General features: G+C 42.8%; 17 protein-coding genes and 1 other annotated feature. Of the genes, 11 read left to right on the top strand and 6 right to left on the bottom strand.

The window, feature by feature from the left end; translation table 11 throughout:
• Nucleotides 1–10: 10 nt before the first annotated feature.
• From BLU58_RS11660 to BLU58_RS11650, 3 genes are read right to left on the bottom strand one after another with little or no spacing between them, the layout of a single operon-like run.
• Nucleotides 11–1636: a (2,3-dihydroxybenzoyl)adenylate synthase gene (locus BLU58_RS11660; protein WP_093292386.1), complete on the bottom strand. Its 1626-nt coding sequence runs from the start codon at nucleotides 1634–1636 to the stop codon at nucleotides 11–13.
• A gap of 23 nt (nucleotides 1637–1659) precedes the next feature.
• A complete protein-coding gene (gene dhbC / locus BLU58_RS11655) occupies nucleotides 1660–2850 on the bottom strand; it encodes an isochorismate synthase DhbC (protein ID WP_093292385.1) in 1191 nt (396 codons plus the stop codon).
• Nucleotides 2851–2866: 16 nt separating this feature from the next.
• Entirely contained in the window at nucleotides 2867–3649 is a 783-nt protein-coding gene (locus BLU58_RS11650; protein WP_093292384.1) for a 2,3-dihydro-2,3-dihydroxybenzoate dehydrogenase, read from the bottom strand.
• Nucleotides 3650–3947: 298 nt separating this feature from the next.
• Between BLU58_RS11650 and BLU58_RS11645 the strand changes: the two genes are divergently transcribed.
• From BLU58_RS11645 to BLU58_RS11615, 7 genes are all read left to right on the top strand, one after another.
• Complete coding sequence (locus tag BLU58_RS11645; RefSeq protein WP_093292383.1) at nucleotides 3948–4895, top strand: ABC transporter substrate-binding protein; 948 nt, start codon at nucleotides 3948–3950, stop codon at nucleotides 4893–4895.
• Between the two features lie 29 nt (nucleotides 4896–4924).
• Entirely contained in the window at nucleotides 4925–5932 is a 1008-nt protein-coding gene (locus BLU58_RS11640) for a FecCD family ABC transporter permease (RefSeq protein WP_093292382.1), read from the top strand.
• 22 nt (nucleotides 5933–5954) lie between these two features.
• On the top strand, nucleotides 5955–6935 hold the full coding sequence (locus BLU58_RS11635) for a FecCD family ABC transporter permease (protein ID WP_369813759.1): 981 nt from the start codon (nucleotides 5955–5957) through the stop codon (nucleotides 6933–6935).
• Nucleotides 6936–6953: 18 nt separating this feature from the next.
• On the top strand, nucleotides 6954–7787 hold the full coding sequence (locus tag BLU58_RS11630) for an ABC transporter ATP-binding protein (protein WP_093292380.1): 834 nt from the start codon (nucleotides 6954–6956) through the stop codon (nucleotides 7785–7787).
• Entirely contained in the window at nucleotides 7784–8608 is an 825-nt protein-coding gene (locus BLU58_RS11625; protein ID WP_093292379.1) for an alpha/beta hydrolase, read from the top strand. The genes BLU58_RS11630 and BLU58_RS11625 overlap by 4 nt, the downstream gene beginning before the upstream one ends.
• Before the next feature lie 121 nt (nucleotides 8609–8729).
• A complete protein-coding gene (locus tag BLU58_RS11620; protein WP_093292378.1) occupies nucleotides 8730–9704 on the top strand; it encodes an asparaginase in 975 nt (324 codons plus the stop codon).
• A gap of 12 nt (nucleotides 9705–9716) precedes the next feature.
• Nucleotides 9717–10988 (top strand): NCS2 family permease, encoded by a 1272-nt coding sequence (locus BLU58_RS11615; protein ID WP_176786635.1) that lies wholly within the window; start codon nucleotides 9717–9719, stop codon nucleotides 10986–10988.
• A gap of 68 nt (nucleotides 10989–11056) precedes the next feature.
• Here BLU58_RS11615 and BLU58_RS11610 read toward each other — a convergent pair whose 3' ends face one another.
• The 3 genes from BLU58_RS11610 to BLU58_RS11600 all read right to left on the bottom strand — a co-directional run bounded on the left by BLU58_RS11610 (nucleotide 11057) and on the right by BLU58_RS11600 (nucleotide 14200).
• Nucleotides 11057–12031, bottom strand: a complete 975-nt coding sequence (locus BLU58_RS11610; RefSeq protein ID WP_093292376.1) for a YpdA family putative bacillithiol disulfide reductase — start codon at nucleotides 12029–12031, stop codon at nucleotides 11057–11059.
• Nucleotides 12032–12106: 75 nt separating this feature from the next.
• Nucleotides 12107–13390: a Glu/Leu/Phe/Val family dehydrogenase gene (locus BLU58_RS11605; protein WP_369813758.1), complete on the bottom strand. Its 1284-nt coding sequence runs from the start codon at nucleotides 13388–13390 to the stop codon at nucleotides 12107–12109.
• Between the two features lie 195 nt (nucleotides 13391–13585).
• Nucleotides 13586–14200 (bottom strand): genetic competence negative regulator, encoded by a 615-nt coding sequence (locus BLU58_RS11600; protein ID WP_072330019.1) that lies wholly within the window; start codon nucleotides 14198–14200, stop codon nucleotides 13586–13588.
• Between the two features lie 727 nt (nucleotides 14201–14927).
• Here BLU58_RS11600 and BLU58_RS11590 point away from each other — a divergent pair.
• The 4 genes from BLU58_RS11590 (at nucleotide 14928) to serA (ending at nucleotide 18991) form a co-directional block, all read left to right on the top strand.
• The gene (locus BLU58_RS11590) at nucleotides 14928–15137 is read left to right on the top strand and encodes a ferredoxin (protein WP_093292374.1); all 210 of its coding nucleotides are present in this window, start codon (nucleotides 14928–14930) and stop codon (nucleotides 15135–15137) included.
• Between the two features lie 197 nt (nucleotides 15138–15334).
• Entirely contained in the window at nucleotides 15335–15829 is a 495-nt protein-coding gene (locus tag BLU58_RS11585) for an inorganic diphosphatase (RefSeq protein WP_093292373.1), read from the top strand.
• Between the two features lie 126 nt (nucleotides 15830–15955).
• Nucleotides 15956–16195 (top strand) — a binding site (T-box leader).
• A 65-nt stretch (nucleotides 16196–16260) separates the two neighbouring features.
• Nucleotides 16261–17418, top strand: coding sequence for a pyridoxal-phosphate-dependent aminotransferase family protein (locus BLU58_RS11580; RefSeq protein WP_093292372.1), 1158 nt, complete (start codon nucleotides 16261–16263; stop codon nucleotides 17416–17418).
• Nucleotides 17411–18991 carry a phosphoglycerate dehydrogenase gene (serA, locus tag BLU58_RS11575; protein WP_093292371.1) on the top strand — a complete coding sequence of 527 codons (1581 nt, stop codon included), beginning with the start codon at nucleotides 17411–17413 and terminating at the stop codon, nucleotides 18989–18991. Before BLU58_RS11580 ends, serA begins: the two co-directional genes overlap by 8 nt.
• Nucleotides 18992–19034: the final 43 nt, after the last annotated feature.

Genomic DNA, 19034 nt, shown 5'->3' with positions numbered 1-19034 from the left:
CACTTCCTTTTTACACTTTTTTAAGAGTCATCTTCTCCGCAATCATCTGGCGCAACATTTTTTTACTCACTTTTCCTAGTGGAGTCTTCGGAAATTGATCTACAAACTCAATCCGATCGGGAATTTTATATGCAGCAAGTCCCCTGTCTTGCAGAAAGCGTCTAATCTCTGATGGAGTAGGGCAATTCTCTCTTGGAATCATAAACGCACACGATCTCTCTCCGAGAAACGAATCTGGCATCGACACGATGGATACATCTAGTAGGTCCGGATGAGCCAACAAATGATTCTCTACTTCCTCAGCGGCGATCTTCTCCCCACCGCGATTAATTTGATCTTTGTTTCTTCCCTCAACGATGATATAGCCTTCCTTATTTAGTCGCACAATGTCCCCTGTCCGATAAAATCCATCCGCGGTAAACGAACGAGCGTTATGTTCCCCCGCTTTGTAATAACCTCTTATCGTATACGGTCCGCGGGTTAACAACTCTCCTGCTTCTCCCTGTGGCACTGCCTGATCATCTTCATCCACAATTCGAAGCTCATCATACAGCGACATTGGCCTTCCTTGTGTTTCATGAATCAAATCATCTGGATCATCCAGTCTCGTATAATTAACCAAGCCTTCTGCCATTCCAAACACTTGTTGAAGCGTACATCCGAATGCAGGCTTTACTCGCTTCGCCATCTCCGCACTAAACTTAGCTCCTCCAACTTGCATCACTTTCAAACTAGAAAAATCCAACGTACGTGTTTTAACTCCCTCGAGCCAGATCAGCGCAATCGGCGGAACCATCGCGGTAATCGTTACTTGTTCTTTCTCAATGAGTGGAAAAGCCTCATCTGGACTTGATCCAGGAGATAAGACCACTCTTCCCCCAGCATACAAAGTACCGAGTACGCCAGGCGAACTAAGCGGAAAGTTATGAGCAACGGGCAATACCGCTAGATAGACACTATCCACATCCATCTGACATACCTCATTACTCATACGAAGGCTATAAATATAATCATTATGAGTGCGCGGGATAAACTTAGGCAGCCCTGTGCTCCCTCCCGATAATTGGAAAAGAGCGACATCTTCACCTTTTATTTGTACACTTATCATCGGAGACGGGTCATACAAATCAGCTAATGAGGCGAATCTGCTCCCGTTTTCTTCTCCCGTCACAAATACATGTTTCAAAGAAGCCGTTTCTTCTTGAACTTTTGTAGCCAGAGAAACATAATCAAATCCAGCATGGTTCCCCGAGATGATGTAAGCAACTGCTTCTGTAAACCCGCAGAAGTAGGAAATCTCACTATATCGATGAGTCGGAAGGGCTAATACTGGAACCGCTCCCAAGCGAAACAACGCAAAACAAACTTCAAAGAATTCGATCGTATTAGGAAGCTGAACCACCACCCGATCTCCTTTTTGAATCCCCATCTTTTGCAATCCTGACGCCAGTTGATCCACTCTATGATCTAGCTCCAAGTAGCTAATCTGCAGATCCCCTGCCGTAACAGCAATGCGTTCCCCGTACAAGCTAGCACGCTCTCGCAAAATCTCGCCAAACGTTTCTCCCCGCCAACACTGGGAATCCTTGTATTTTTTAACAAAATCACTTGGCCAAGTTGAACAACCCGATAACATCATGCCCCTCCAATCATTCTGAATTATAAGGCTTTTGTTCCGATCCCCATCGCATAAAGCATCGTCCGCATCTTAGCCGATGTCTCCGCTAATTCATCCTCCGGTTTCGAACCCGCTACGACTCCCGCCCCTGCATATAAAGACATCGAAGATCCTTCTAATTCAGCACACCGAATCGCAACAGCCCACTCTCCGTCACCACTCTCATCACACCATCCCACCATACCCGTAAAATACCCTCGATCAAACGGCTCGATTTCTTGAATCGCCTGAAAAGCTCGCTCTGTCGGATAACCACAAACAGCTGGTGTCGGATGAAGTGCAAGTGCTAGATCCAAGGAAGAGATCGAATCATCTAATACCTCTCCTTTTACAACCGTTGAAAGATGCCACATGGTTTCTGTCTGAATCAGCGTCGGTCTACCCGGAACCTCTAGATTACGGCACAAAGGTTGCAATGCTACCTTCACAGCTTCGACCACAATTCGATGCTCATGAAGATCTTTTTCCGATCGAAGTAATTCCTGTGCCCGTCTCTCATCTTCTATAGGATCTTCACTTCGTGGCCTAGATCCTGCCAGTGGATTCGCGATCACCGTATGACGTAACTTGGAGACTAAAAGTTCAGGGCTGGCTCCCAAAAAGGTTTTCTGCTTCCCTTCCGCTGTCTCTTTGCTTTTTACATCGACGGCAAAGGTAAATCCTTGTGGATTATAATGTGCTAACTTTTGCATAATCCCTTTTGGATCAATGGGTTCCGTCGTATGAACTCGTACCGATCGAGACAGAACGACCTTATCGAAATCCCCTTTCGCAATCCCAGAGAGTCCCTTATCTACACCAGCTAGATACATTTCTGGCGCTGGAACCGGCTCAGTTTCATATTGGAGCAATGGGGAGAATTCTTCGCCTAATCCCTTCTCATATTGGTACGGATCTGAAAACACACATTTCTCAGGAATAACCAATTGCAGCTCATTTTGACGATCAAACGGAATGGCTCCGACTACTACTGGATGTTCATGTCCTTGCCCACGCGCATTTGACAACGCTTGCTTCACCAAATGCGCCACTTCACCGCCATTTACTATTCGCTCAAAAACACCTGTTCCGTGTACAACATTCCTCGGGGAAGCAAAATAAAAATCCCCTGCAACGTAGTCATCGAGCAAAGACTCCTCCTTCACTTCCTCCTGAACCATTCGATTCACTATTCCATCTCCTCCTCAGCTAAACACCTAACGTGGCTCCACCATCGATACAAATATTTTGCATCGTAATGTGGGACGATCGATCCGAAACCAAGAATAGTACCGTTTCCGCTATATCAATCGGTCTGGCTATCTTCCTAAGCGGAATTCCGAGTCGATAGTCTTCGCTTACCCCGTTAATGCATCGGTCTTTGCTACGTTCATCATCTTCCCACAGCAATTTAAGCATGTCCGTCTCTGTTGATCCCGGAGATACGATATTGCAACGAATGTTATATTGCGCTAGCTCAAGGCCAAGACACTTTGTAAACATCACCGCTGCTGCTTTCGAAGATGCATAAGCAGAAAACGACATTCTCGGTGTACTTGCTGCATTCGATCCAACCGTTACAATCGAACCCCTTCTGCGTGAAATCATCCGCCGACTCACACTACGTGAAAGATAAAAAACACCTGTCGAATTAACAGCAAAAGTTTGCTCCCAATCTTCGTCTGTCAGATTATTGACATTCCCCATTCGCAATACGCCTGCTACATTCACCAAAACTTCAATCGGACCAATCCCCGCTTCAATCTGATCAATTACACTCTCAACTTTTGTCCGATTTCGGATATCCACTTGAAATACAGCACCATCCGATCCATCCTCTTTCAGCTCAGACTCCAACTGATAAATTCCCTGTTCATCACAATCAAAAGCCGCTACAAACATCCCACTCTTAGCTAGCTCCCGAGCAACTGTCCTGCCAATTCCTCCAGCAGCACCTGTTACGATCGCCACCCGACGATTTAGCTCCTCCACTATCCAACCTCATTCCTTCCGCACAAAACATATCTATAAAATGAATAGCAAACGAAAATGATTCTCAGTATCATTCGTGCAAGTAAATGATAACCATTATCACTTTAATAGTCAATAAATTTCAATCTAGTTTTAACATTATTTTTTATATATAAAAGGATGAATTTTGTAGTGGAATTGTTATATACCTTATCTTTTTTGTGTTTTTAGTATTGACTCAAGTTAGAATCAAGGCTATATTGATAATGATTATCAATACTATTGTAACTTATTTGTTTACATAAAAGGGGAAAATATAGTGAAAAAGAATTTGGTCAAACTTAATCTAGTAGCCGTTTTTATATTGTTATTCGTACTCGTAGCTTGTAACAACAAAACCGAAACCGTTTCCAGTGAAAACGGAAACAAAACAGAAACTCTTTCTTATCTCGATAAAGAGTACAAAGTCCCTGCTCAAGTGAAAAACATAGCAACCGCTAGCCTTGAAGCGATGGAAGATGCCGCTGTATTAGGCGTAAAACCAGTAGGTGCCATTACTATAGGAGGAAAACTTCCTAGCTACCTTGCTAAAGATTTAGATGGCGCCAAGTCAATTGGAGAAAAGCAACAACCTAATTTCGAAGCGCTCCTCACTTTAAAGCCTGATGTCATTTTGGGCACGTCGAAGTTTCAGCCAGACGTAGTAGAAAAATTAAACAAAATCGCTCCGATGATCCCTGTCTCCCACATCTCTACGAACTGGGAAACAAATCTCAAGATGATGGCGGCCCTAACGAAAAACAAAGAAAAAGCAGATCAGATTATCAGCAAATATAAAGAGGACGCTGCTAAATTAAAGCAGTCCCTTCAACCTCTTAAAGATAAAAAGGTCGTTATCATCCGAATTCGTGGCGGAAACATTAATCTTTATCCAAGCAATGTTTATTTCAATCCCGTTTTATATAACGATCTAGGACTAACCATTCCGAAAGAAATACAAGCAGCTAAGGCTCAAGAAGTGGTCACATTAGAAAAATTTGCAGAAATCAATCCAGACTATCTTTTTGTTCAATTTGCCGAAGGTGAAAATGCTGACAAGAAACAGGCTTTAGAAGACCTGAAAAAGAACCCAATCTGGAACACCATCCAAGCTGTTAAAAATAATAAAGTATTTGTAAACGCTGTAGATCCGATGGCCCAAGGCGGAACTGCTTGGAGTAAAATAGCTTTCTTAAAAGCAGCAGGAGAACAATTAAACAGCAAGTAAGCTAGTGCAAAGTTAGGTGTGTCACTGATATGGTAAATAAACATCAAGTACCTAAAATCATTATTTTAACTGCTCCACTATTGATTATTCTGGTTATTTTCCTATCCATTCTCTATGGGTCAAAATCGTTTGATCTCATGACCGTTTGGGATGCAATCTTTCACTATCAAGCAGACAATAAGGATCATGCGATTATTCAAAGTTCGCGAGTCCCTAGAATACTAGGCGCATTACTCATAGGTGCATATCTAGCCATATCGGGCGCACTCATGCAGGGGATGACAAGAAATTATCTTGCATCCCCTTCTATTATGGGTGTTACGGATGGATCTGTTTTTGTGATTACACTATGCATGGTTTTCATCCCAAGCCTCTCTTCTTATCAGATGATACTTGCCTCTATGATCGGGTCCGCGCTCGGTGCAATCATCGTATTTGGCTTTGGTTCGCTCGTTCGAAATGGACTTTCTCCCATTCGACTCGCTATCATCGGCACCGTAATTGGTACTTTTTTAAGCAGTCTTTCCGCTGCGGTTGCTTCCTACTTTCAAGTATCACAAAATGTTAGCTTCTGGTACAATGCCAGACTACATCAAATTGATCCGAGTATGCTGAAACTAGCGATTCCTTGCGGTGTGTTCGGCATTATCCTTTCCTTATATGTATCTAAATCCATCACGATTCTCTCACTGGGAGAAGAAATTTCCATTACCCTCGGGCAACGTACCAAGTACATAAAAGTAATGTCCATGTTAGCCGTTATATTCCTAACAGGAACAGCAGTTGCTTTAGTTGGAAAAATTGGATTCGTTGGACTTATCATCCCACATATGACTCGACTTCTAGTAGGGATCGACTATAGATGGGTTATTCCCTGCGCAGGGATCATAGGTGGGCTATTCCTCGCTATATGCGATATTCTAAGCCGATTTATTAATTATCCGTTTGAAACCCCGATTGGTGTTTTGACTGCCATGATCGGTGTCCCCTTCTTCCTCTATCTCATTCGCAGCAAAGGGGGGAAGAATGTTGTCTAAATTAGCAAACTCTCGATACACAATAAGCTTATTGATACTTATCACGCTATTCTTCACACTCTTTTATATTAGTCTCACCAATGGAACTTTTGATCTTACCATAAACGATGTCGTGCGCACTCTCTTACGGATCAACCCAGTTTCAGCTCATGATTTTGTCTTATTCGACCTCCGACTCCCAAGAATCGTCATTGCTAGTTTAGTAGGTCTAGGACTCGGGATTGCTGGGGCGGTCATCCAAGGTATCACAAAAAATGGATTAGCTGATCCTGGAATTTTAGGGATTAATGCGGGTGCAGGTGCAGCGATCGTCCTATTGTTATTCTTTTTTCATGAGCAGCTTGGCTCTTTTTCGGTTCTCATACAACCTTTGTTTGGATTGGTGGGTGGATTAGGAGCCGCCGTTATCATTTATCTGTTAGCTTGGAAGAATGGACGGATCGATACACAACGGCTGATTCTAACTGGGATTGCCATCAGCTCTGGCTTTGGCGCGCTGGCAATGTATCTATCGCTGAAAATGAAGGCAACCGACTTTGAAATGGCAACCGTCTGGACTACGGGGAGTGTTTACAATGCAAACTGGCAATCCATTCTCGCTATGCTACCATGGTTCCTCCTTATCATCCCGATCTATCGAAAATCCTACTTGCTTGATTTGTTTCAATTAGAAGAATCGAGCTTAAAAAGTTTAGGCGTCTCGTTAGAGAAAGAGAAAGCAATCCTGCTATTAAGTAGCATTGGGCTCGTAAGTGCCTGTGTCTCTGTATCAGGCGGTATCGGCTTTATTGGCCTGATGGCTCCGCATATAGCCAAACAGCTCATTGGACTCAAGCATCGCTACATTATACCCATCTGTGGCTTAATCGGCATGACCTTAGTGGTCGGATCCGATTTTATCGCTAAGAATCTATTTGCTCCAGCAGAAATATCAGTTGGGATCGTCATTTCCATCATCGGCGTACCGTATTTTCTTTATTTATTATTAAAAGCTAGAAGTTAGATTTTAGGAGAGATGGCTATGAGTATCCTACGTGTAGAAAATGCAGAAGCGAGATATGATGGGCATGTAATCTTTAAAGATCTGTGCCTAGATGTAATAGAGGGGAAAATTACAACCATTATTGGCCCAAATGGCTGTGGAAAGTCTACGCTACTGAAAACCATGGGGCGAATTCTCAAACCGAAGATCGGAAAAGTGTATTTACAAGAACAAGATATCAACACCCTGCCAACACAGGAAATCGCAAAGCGCCTTACTTTGCTTCCCCAAAACCCTGTAGCCCCCGGAGAACTAGCGGTAGAGGAACTGATTTCATATGGTAGATATCCGCATCGGAAAAACATTAGCAAACTAACCACAGAAGACAAAGAAAAGATTGAATGGGCACTAGGGATTACTCACACCCTCCCTTATCGTAATCGCCCGCTAGGTAGCTTGTCTGGGGGACAACGGCAAAAAGTCTGGTTAGCCATGGCGCTCGCGCAAGATACAACAGTCTTACTACTAGATGAACCCACAACTTACCTAGATCTAGCCCATCAATTAGATGTCTTACAAATCATCGAGAATCTAAACCAAAATCATCAATGTACCATTGTCATGGTACTTCATGATATTAACCATGCTGCCCGATTTTCGCATGAAATGGTGGGAATGCGCGACGGAAGAATTATGGCTACTGGGAGTCCTCATGAACTGGTTACAGTGGATATCTTAAAGCAGATCTTTCATATCGATGCCCGAATTATGATTGATCCGTTTAATGGTGCACCTGTCTGTTTCGGCTATGAAAGTGTCCTGTTAGAAGAAGAAACCTCACCTATGATGGAAAAGGAGAACATCGCCACATGAACAATAGCACTGTAAAAATCGAATCATCTTCTCCTCAAATTGACCGTTGGATCATGCATAGCAAAGAATTAAACCTTCCCTACCATCTAAATATTTCTGTGCCCACACAGCCAGCTCCACCTACGGGGTACCCAGTAATCTATGTATTAGACGGAAATGCCTTTTTCCAGACGATACAGGAACAAGTCCGCTTACAATCAAAACGATCTGACAAAACAGGGGTTCATCCTTCCATTGTCATCGGTATCGGTTATCCAGGCGACACTGATTTTAATCTACCGCGAAGGTTTTATGATTTTACAGCACCATCTGAATCAGAGATTTCTCCGAAACCAAATGGGGAGAAATGGCCTGAATCAGGTGGGGCTCATCAATTTCTTCACTTTATCGAAACAGAACTAAAACCGTTTATTTTTCAAAACTACAAAGTAGATGAAAATAAACAAACTCTTTTCGGCCATTCTCTAGGGGGTTTGTTTGTACTCGAAGTACTCTTTACCAAGCCGCAAGCTTTCCAAGGATACATCGCCAGCAGTCCTTCGATCTGGTGGAATCAATGTAGTGTTTTAACCAGAGAGGCCCAATTCCCTTCTCTTGTCTCCTCCATCTCTTCCGAAATCCGGCTATTTCTTACAGTAGGCTCCTTAGAACTGGATCATATGGTGAATGATGCTACTAAGTTGTCTGAAAGGCTCCAAACTCTGACTCACGACACCTTTCAAATGAGCTTTCACAACGCAGAATGTGAAAATCATCTATCTGTTGTAGCCGCAACGTTAAGTCGTGCTCTACGTTTTGTTGGAAATAACAAGACGTCCTAACCGATCGGTATTCAAAGGTCCTATTCCTGTAGAAATGACCTTTGAATACCGATCTCTTTGATTTCTTACACCTTTATCGTATAATACTAGGGTTAGTCATCACGGAAAGGCAGGTATACTGATGAAAACAATTCAAATCATTACAACTGGTGGCACGATTGGGATGGCTATAGATCCCAAAGCACAAGGAGCTAAACCTACTGGTTTCTCATTTATCAGGGATAACATCTCTCTATTCTCACCTTATGCCCACGTACAAGTTGATTCCTACCTTAATATTCCAAGCCCTCATATGACATTAGATCATATGGTAAATCTTGCACAAAAAGTAACACATTATCTAAAGCAACCCGATATTGATGGAGTCGTCATCACCCACGGGACTGATACCATGGAGGAAACAGCTTATTATTTACAACATGTCTTACCAAAAGGGAAACCGGTTATCATAACAGGGTCGATGTCCAATCAAAGTGAGGCTAGTTTTGATGGGCTACAAAATCTCGTACACTCTGTACATATTGCAACGTTGCCCGAATCTGCCCCCCACGGGGTCTTGGTTGTGTTTCAAAATGAAGTGCATAGTCCGATCCATATGACAAAAACATACCCAGACCGCCTGCCTTTCTTCGAATCCTTAGTAGTCGGTCCGATAGCAAAGCGATTAAAAGCTGATGAATTCGAGTGGATTGTCCCAGTACTCGACCACCCACAATTCCCTATTCAATACTTAACCAAAGAGGTCGTCCTCTTCACTGCTTATGCAGGCATGGATCGTTCTTATATCGATTGGGCCATTTCGAATAAAAAGGATGGTATCGTCATTCAGGCATTAGGCTTCGGACATCTACCACCTGCTGTCCTCCCTTCCATTATAGAGGCGATTCAATCAGGGATCCCTGTCATCATCACTTCACGATGTGCCTATAGCGCGACAGGTACCACGTATGCATATGAAGGAGGAGGGAAACATTTAGAAGAACTCGGCTGTATCCTTGCCCAAGGGAACGGTCAAAAAATAAGAATCTTCCTAAGTATGATCCTAGAACAAACTACTAACGTAACCAAAGTCAAAGCCTACTTTAGCCAGAAATAGAGGGAATGAATCGTGAAACCACTTCGTACACTCTTTGAGTTTGAAAAAAATAATACTACTTTTCAACGAGAAATAACCGCAGGCTTAACCGCATTTTTTACAGTAGCCTATATCATTGTGGTAAATAGTTCCATCCTCCACGATAGTGGGATTAATCTTCAGATGGCAGTTTTGGCGACTGTTTTTGTCTCCATCTTCGGATGCCTATTAATCGGTCTATACGCAAATGCTCCCATCGTCCTCGTACCCGGCATGGGCATTAACACATATTTCACCTATACCATCGTACAAAACCAAGGTTTATCGTGGCAGTCGGCTCTTGGAATCGTGGTCATCTCTGGCCTTATCTTCATGATCGTCGCTTTTACCAGCCTAGGAGTCAAAATGACTCAGGCCATCCCTTCATCCCTTAAACATGCCATCTCTGTTGGTATTGGTGTCCTCATCACCTTTATCGGTTTACAAAAAGGCGGCGTCGTCTTGGTTCACCCGCAAACAGGGCTTCAATTAGGAAATCTGAGTGACCCACAAGTGATCCTAACCTTAATCGGCCTTTTGATTGCCCTCACACTATTTATACTAGATCTAAAAGCAGCGTTTTTACTAACCATTCTTTCCATCACCAGCTTGGCTGCTTATATCGGGATTACCAACCTATCCACTTCCCAGTCCCTTCAAATTAGTGAATATACATCGTTCTTTGGCTCATTTTCGCTCAAAGACATGGGAAAAGTAGATTTTTGGTTAGCTGTTTTCTCGTTAACCCTTCTTTCTGTATTTGAACATGTTGGCTTACTTCAAGGACTACTTCCTAACAAAGACCGTTTTGCTCGTTCTCTAAAAGCGGGTTCCGTTACAGCCATGGTATCCGGATTATTTGGCACCAGCCCGACTATTAGCGCAGCCGAAAGCGCAGCCGGAACCGCAGTAGGTGGACGAACGGGACTAACCGCGATTACAACTGGGCTTGCATTTGCGTTAACCCTATTGTTCTTGCCATTTATTAACATGATTCCCAACAGTGCTACCTCTCCTATTCTAGTCATCGTGGGAGCACTCATGTTTCAATCCGTTAAAGAGATTCCGTTCCATAATCTCAGCGAAGCCATCCCCGCCTTTTTGCTCATCATCTTCATCGGCTTTACACAAAGCATCCCAGACGGAATGGCATTTGGCTTTATCAGTTACGCCATCGTCCGGATCATCAAAAAAGATTTCCGCAAGGATAATATGGTGTTATTCATCATTGCAGGGCTATTTCTCATATCATTGTTTTTAAAGTAAGTAAAAATAGATATATAACCCCCTTCGCCATCAAAATGGAAAGGGGGTTATATTATTTATTTATCTTATTATTTGAGCGTCCGCTTACGCATTAAATCTTCTGTTATCTTCTTCCCATGATGACGTCCATTTTCGATAAAAATCTTAGTTGAATCAAATCCTGTAGCAACTACGCCTGCTAAATAGGCACCTGGGATACTTGTTTCCATCGAGTCGCTTAAAATGGGAACATGTCGCTCTACATCGATCTTCACACCCATTTTCTCTAAAAGAGATAAATTGGGATGATAGCCAATCATGGCAAATACCACATCAGCAGGAAGTGATATCTGTTTTCCCTTTGCATCCACTATCACCTCATATGGTGTGATTTCTTGGATTTGCGCCTCCCAAACCATCTTCACACGCCCATGTTCAATCGCCGCCTCAATTTGAGGTAGCACCCATGCCTTCACGCTAGATGGAAAAGCATCTTTACGATATACCATTGTGACATCCGTTCCCGCTAACGATAACTCTAGCGCCGTATCAATAGCAGAGTTACGCCCCCCTATCACGACTGCTTTTTGATGCGCGTACGGATGTGCATCTTTAAAGTAGTGATGGACATGGGGTAAATCCTCTCCAGGTACCTTTAGTAAATTAGGATTATCATAATAACCAGTAGCCAGGATGACATTCTCAGTCTCATAAACTTGCTTCCCCTGCCTATTTTCACTCGTTATGCGAAACCCCTCTGGTATTCGCTGTACATCGATTACTTCTTCATGTGTATGGATCGGAATTTGAAACAGATGAGCTAGTGTACGAAAATATTTGAGTGCCTCTTCCCTACTCGGCCTCTCTTTAGATGAGATAAAAGGAACTCCACCTATTTCGATCTTATCAGGAGTGCTAAAAAAAGTCATAGATGATGGATAGTGATAGACAGAATTAACAGCACATCCTTTTTCTAGGATGAGTGGCTCGATCCCTACCTTTTTTAATTCAATAGCCGTGGACAATCCACAAGGGCCTGCACCAATAATAATGGCTTCCTTCATAAAAACTTCATTCCCTTTTCAAAAGAAAAACACCCGTTTGATAGGGCGTTTTCATATTCAAAATCGTTATTTTTATTATACCCAACCTCTAAAGCGTGATGCCTCGGCCATTTTTCTTACTCCTACCATGTAGGCAGCCAAACGCATGTCCACACCCCGAGATTCAGCGGCGTTATAAACATTTTCAAAGCCCTTAACCATCACTCTTTCGAGCTTCTCTTCCACTTCTTCCTCTGTCCAGTAATACCCTTGGTTGTTCTGAACCCACTCGAAATAAGAAACCGTTACTCCACCCGCGCTCGCCAGTACGTCTGGAACAATCAAAACACCACGTTCATGAAGAATTTGCGTTGCTTCTAATGTTGTTGGACCATTCGCTGCTTCCACAACGATACCAGCCTTGATCTTATGAGCATTTTTCGCCGTAATCTGGTTTTCGACAGCAGCCGGAACCAAAATATCACAATCAAGCTCTAGTAGTTCTTGGTTTGTAATCGTCTCTTTAAACAGGTTCGTTACGGTCCCAAAAGAATCACGACGCTCAATCAAATATTCTATATCTAAGCCGTTTGGATCATGCAAAGCCGCATGTGCATCGGAAATTCCGATTACTTTTGCGCCTGCTTCATGCATAAACTTCGCTAGGAAGCTACCTGCATTACCAAAACCTTGAACGACTACTCTTGCACCCTTTAACTCTAGGCCACGTTTTTTAGCAGCTTCCCCAATCATGATCGTAACACCTTTAGCTGTAGCAGTTTCACGCCCTCGTGATCCTCCAAGTACTAAAGGCTTACCTGTAATAAAGCCAGGAGAATCAAATTCACGAATGCGACTATATTCATCCATCATCCATGCCATTACTTGCGAGTTTGTAAAGACGTCTGGTGCGGGGATATCCTTTGTAGGGCCAACTAACTGACTAATGGCTCGCACATATCCGCGGGAGATGCGCTCTAACTCACCAAATGACATCTTACGCGGATCACAGATGATTCCACCTTTACCTCCGCCGTATGGCAAATCGACAATTCCCGATTTTAAACTCATCCAAATTGAAAGCGCTTTCACTTCTGATTCGGTCACATCTGGATGGAAACGCACTCCACCTTTAGTTGGACCCACTGCATCATTATGTTGCGCACGATATCCAGTAAATACCTGTACAGAACCATCATCCATTTTAATTGGAATACGTACAGTTAATACGCGTTGTGGTTCTTTTAACAATTCATACATCGCTTCTGAATACCCAAGCTTATCAAGTGCTTCTTTAATAACAGTTTGTGTTGATACAAGTACATCTAGATTTTCCTGTTCGCGAGACTCCTGACCTGCGGCCATCGTATGTTGTCCCATCATTACCACCTCGAAGAGTAATTACAAATAAAAGAAAAAGATCCAAACACTGTAGAAATGTAATAGCAAACCAAGTATACACCAATTATATTAGGTAAGAGAACCCCTATCACTATCACACTCTACTACATTATGATTCCAGAATCAATTATATAGGGTGCAAAATGAATTTTCATCGATGACAAAAAGCACGTCCTAACCGGACGTGCCTTGATCACTTGTACCAAAACATTTATTAATCTCGCGGATCGCATTATTCCCCCAAATTACTTTGCCATACTCAGTAAGAACTGCATCCGTAACTGTAGAAGCTTCTCCATACTCAGATAACATTGCGACCAGTGTATCCAGATTAGGCGCTTCCAGGCCTTCATCTAGCACTAGATAGTAAACATCCTGGTAAGTGTATACTCTTCCACCTTGAGGAATAATTGACTTCATGCGTATCGCTGCCTGAATCAGATATTCGAGGTCAGAGAACCGGAAAATGACTCGATCCGTCTCTTCCATAGTGACTTCTAACTCATACATATCATCCGTATCAAAGTCATCATCGCTTGCCTGTGGTGTACGACCACGAGTTACCACCACAACCATACCTTGTGCAGGCATCGCAAACACCTCTACTGCAACAGGTCCAGCAATCTCAAAGCCCAACTCTTGGTATGCATGTTCCATCATATCGTTGAACAATTCATGTACCTTAGGGATATCACGCCACATGTCTTCTTTCTTGATCCCGCGATCCATGAGATCGTCTAAGGTCAAGAAGAAACGGACCTTGTCTCCCCCTAGACGCTCGACACGCATGATTAACCCTCCCTCACTGGAGACCTCCACATAATACACAATATATAATATGTGGAGAAAGAGTGAACCGTTCCGTCCTCGGGTCTCCATTTCTTTCTTCTTTTATTTTACACGATTTACTAAGCCTTTGCATTAGTCACTCAAAGCCACGTGGTGGTTTTCTGTTTCTTTACCCATCTTTTTCCCTCTTGTAAACCTATTAACAAACAAAAAAGAAGAGTCATCCACGGAGAGGACCAAATTAATAATACGAGTAGTACTATGTATCCTAAACAGATAAAAAGCTCGCTATTTAACCCATTCTGCGAACACTCTCGAGATAATTCCCATAATATACCAAAGAAACGTAAAAAGTTAGTAATACACAAAAAAACACTACCTATATAAAATAACATAACCATTAGAAAACGATAGTTTAGATACTGCCACCAACTATTTGTGACAGTATAATCTAAGCTTACGGTCACAAATACAAGAAAAGCGGTAAACAGAAACAACGAAATCTTTCGCACAATCATAATATGTTTCTCCTTTAATGTTTGGAACTAGTCTATGAGCTAACCCAAGCAAACATCCTTCACCATTTACGAAATAACAAAAAAATCTTGATCTTTTCACAATGTGCCTTCTGTTTTCCCTTGCAATCTATAGGAAATCGTTCTAAAATGAGGTTTGGAAGTGGACTTTGTTCATAATTTGCTTGATAAACGAGAGGGGTTTGAAACCTATGCGTACTTGGGTTGATAAAGACACATGTATTGCTTGTGGCGCATGTGGAGCAACCGCACCAGACGTGTATGATTACGATGAAGATGGTATCGCATTCGTAATCCTCGACGACAATACTGGTACTGCTGATGTACCTGAAAATTTACATGATGATGTTCGCGACGCTCAAGAAGGTTGTCCAACTGATTCTATCAAAGTTGAAGACTAGTATTTTTTGGAACTGCAATCATTCATGATATATGATTGCAATAACAATACCTAATGAACTTCTATTGGAGTTTACTAGGTATTGTTTTTTATTTGCTTCCTCTCCAGAAACTGAATACAATGGGAATAGACGAAACTGGTAGCAGGAAGCTCCACACGATCGTCCATTACATACCGCATTACATAGGAGGAACCCTTATGTCGAAAGAACTAGTAGTAGATGCTTTTATTGAAATTCCTACAGGAAGTCAAAACAAATATGAATTTGACAAAGAAAATGGTGTGTTCCGTCTGGATCGTGTTCTATTTTCCCCTATGCATTATCCAACCGAATACGGCTACTTAGATGCAACCCTCGCTGAAGATGGCGACCCACTTGATATCTTAGTCCTTACAAGCTTTCCAACCTTCCCTGGTTGCGTCATCTCTAGCCGTGTAGTTGGCGTATTGGTCATGTCAGATGACAAAGGCCAAGATGAAAAAGTACTTGCTGTACCAACAGAAGATCCACGTTTTAACCATATCAAATCCCTAGATGACGTAAACGATCATGTGAAGAAAGAAATCGAACATTTCTTCCGCGTCTACAAAGATCTTGAAAACAAAACCACCGTCATTGAAGGTTGGAAAGATGCAGATTTCGCTGCTAATCTATATCAAGAATGCTTAGATCGTTATCAAAGCAATAAATAAAAGGATACAAAAAACGTCTAAAAGAGCCAAATCGGCTCTTTTTTATGAAATTTGCTTAAAAAACACGAATTTTACCCCGTTGACTAGTCATATTATTCGTGTTAATGTAGATGAAACTTCAAATATGACATTACTTTGATGGAGCCAAGTGAATGCGTTCACTCTCAGAGAGCCGGTGGTAGGTGGAAACCGGTAGGAAATCATTCATCGAGCACTCCGGAGTAGACTAGCTGAACTCGATAGATAGTAGGTTAGTACGGTGGAAACCGTTATCCCATGTGTCGATTTCGTTTATTTCGACCAGCAAGGTCATATGTGTGAACATATGACAAACTGAGGGTGGCACCACGACCTTTCGTCCCTCATCCATAATAGGATGAGTATGGGATGGAAGGTCTTTTTTTTATTTACCTTACAGGAGGCTGATAATCATGACATTTTCAGAAAAGTTTCACTTGCGCATTCCTGGGCCTACGCCTATCCCATCACGAGTTCAACAAGCGATGAATCAACCGATCTTTGGTCATCGCAGTCAAGAAGCAACCCAACTCATTCGCGAATGTAGTCAACTGCTAAAGCCTATTTTTGGCACACAACAAGATCCTCTTATGTTCACCAGTAGCGGTACATCTACCTTAGAAGCAGCTGTTATCAACACATTATCGCCTGGGGACGAAGCACTAGTAATCGTCACAGGATCATTTGGGGACCGCTTTGCTAAAATCGTAGAGCGTTACGGATTCACGTTACATCGTCTCGATATCGAATGGGGAAAATCGTGTAGTCCTAAACAGTTACAAGTGGCTCTTCAGCAACACCCTAAAACGAAAGCCGTCTTTGTCACATATTGTGAAACGTCTACAGGTGTTTTAAATCCAGTTCAAGAACTATCGCAAGTGGTACACACTCACTCAGAAGCACTTTTCATTGTAGATGGCGTTAGCTGCATAGGTGCCGTACCTTGTCAAATGGATGATTGGGAACTTGATATCGTCGTAACAGGTTCACAAAAGGCCCTTATGCTCCCACCAGGACTAGCATTTATTGCTGTCAGTAGCCGGGCATGGAGACAAATCGAACAAAATCAAACACCTAGCTTCTATTTGAATTTACTTCAATATCGGAACAGCTTATCGCAAAGCACCACCCCTTATACCCCAGCCGTCTCCCTTCTCTTGGGTCTAAGAGAGGCACTATGCATGTTAGAAGAAGAAGGCTTAGAACAAGTCTTCCAGCGGCACGAACTACTGATGAGCATGTGCCGAGCAGGAGTCCAAAGCATGGGTCTTACTCTCATGGCAAGCAATCAAGACGCATCTCCTACGGTTACTTCGATCTACGGTGGGGCTGAGGCATGGAGTTCAGAGGGAGTACGAAAGCACTTAAAACAATTGCGTGTCCTAGTAGCAGGTGGACAGCAACATCTAAAGGGACAGATTTTCCGAATCGGCCATATGGGCTATTGTGATTCGCTAGATATGCTAACCACTTTAAGCGCACTCGAAATCGCCCTTATCCAAGCAGGAGTCCCTATTTCACTTGGCTCTGGCGTAAAAGCAGCTCAGGAGGTGTACCTTAACCATGTATAAAGTACTTATTACGGATCCATTAAGCGATCTAGGAATCGAAAAATTATTACAAGCAACCGATGTTCACGTGATTCGCCAAACCAATCTAACTCCCGAACAACTCCTTATCGAGATCGAAGATGCTGATGCCTTACTCGTACGTAGCCAAACAAAAGTGACAGCAGATGTCATAGCGAAAGGGAAAAAGCTAAAAGTGATTGGCCGGGCAGGAGTCGGTGTAGATAACATTGATGTCTTGGCCGCTACAAAGCATGGTGTTATTGTTCTGAATGCACCAGATGGGAATACCATCTCTACGGCTGAACACACCTTTGCGATGATGATCTCCCTCGCCCGCAACATTCCGCAAGCCTATCGCTCTACGATCCAAGGGGAATGGAAACGGAAAAAGTTTGTCGGGATAGAGCTAAATAAAAAGACTCTGTCCATCATCGGATTAGGACGAATCGGAGCTGAATTAGCTAAGAAAGCAAAAGCATTTCGCATGCAGGTAGTTGCCTTTGATCCCTATCTGACTGAAGAGCGGGCAGAGAAATTAGGTGTGCAAAAAGCGACGCTTCATGAAGCGATTGCACAAGGAGACTTTATTTCCGTCCATACCCCTCTAACAAAGCAAACTCGTCATCTCATAAGTGATCATGAGTTTTCCATGATGAAAGACGGTGCCCGCATCTTAAACTGTGCTCGCGGGGGCATTATTGACGAAGATGCTCTATATAAAGCGCTATTATCAGGCAAAGTAGCAGGAGCCGCGCTAGATGTATTTGAGGTTGAGCCTCCCGTCCAACCTGCTCTATTTGACCTAGAGCAAGTAATCGTAACTCCCCATTTAGGAGCATCTACAGTGGAAGCTCAAGAAAATGTAGCCATCGACGTATCTGAAGAAGTGTTGAAAGTATTACGCGAAGAAGCATTTAAAAATGCAGTAAACCTACCTTCAATCCCAGCTGATCTACAACAAAAAATTGCCCCTTATCAAAAATTGGTAGAAAAATTGGGTGAGTTTGTGGCCCAAATTTCAAAGGGTGCACTAAAAAAAATCACGGTTACCTATGCGGGTGATGTGGCCAATATGGAAGTAGCACCACTCACGCGTACCATGCTAAAAGGGGTTCTTTCACATCATTTATCCGGTGTCAATTATATAAATGCTCCTGAGATCGCCAAACAACGTGGGATTCAGATCGTGGAGCAAAAATCTACTCACAACCACGGATTTACACAACTAATCAGTGTACATGTAGAGACTGAACAATACTCTTATAGTGCAGGGGGAACGCTCTTACATGGATTCGGAGCCCGTATCACGAAAGTAAACGGTTATTCGGTTGATCTATCTCCTACCGGCCACCTTCTTTTTATCGAGCATCAAGACCAACCGGGGGTAATCGGTAAAGTGGGAACTTTGCTAGGTGTCTATGAAGTCAATATCGCTACCATGCAAGTAGGACGCGAAACCATCGGTGGGCAAGCGATTATGCTTCTCCATATTGATAAAGCGATCGATCAAACCATACAAGAAGAATTACAAAAAGTTGATTCTATTCAGAAGGTGACGATCTTAGAATTGTAGTCTAAAATGGAGAAAAATCGAAAAGAAAGGGTGAACGAACCTT

This window comes from Thermoactinomyces sp. DSM 45892 (assembly GCF_900107305.1).
In the GTDB taxonomy this organism is placed as follows: domain Bacteria; phylum Bacillota; class Bacilli; order Thermoactinomycetales; family Thermoactinomycetaceae; genus Baia.
Note: the sequence above shows the minus strand (reverse complement) of the source record. Positions and strands in the feature narration are given on the sequence as shown.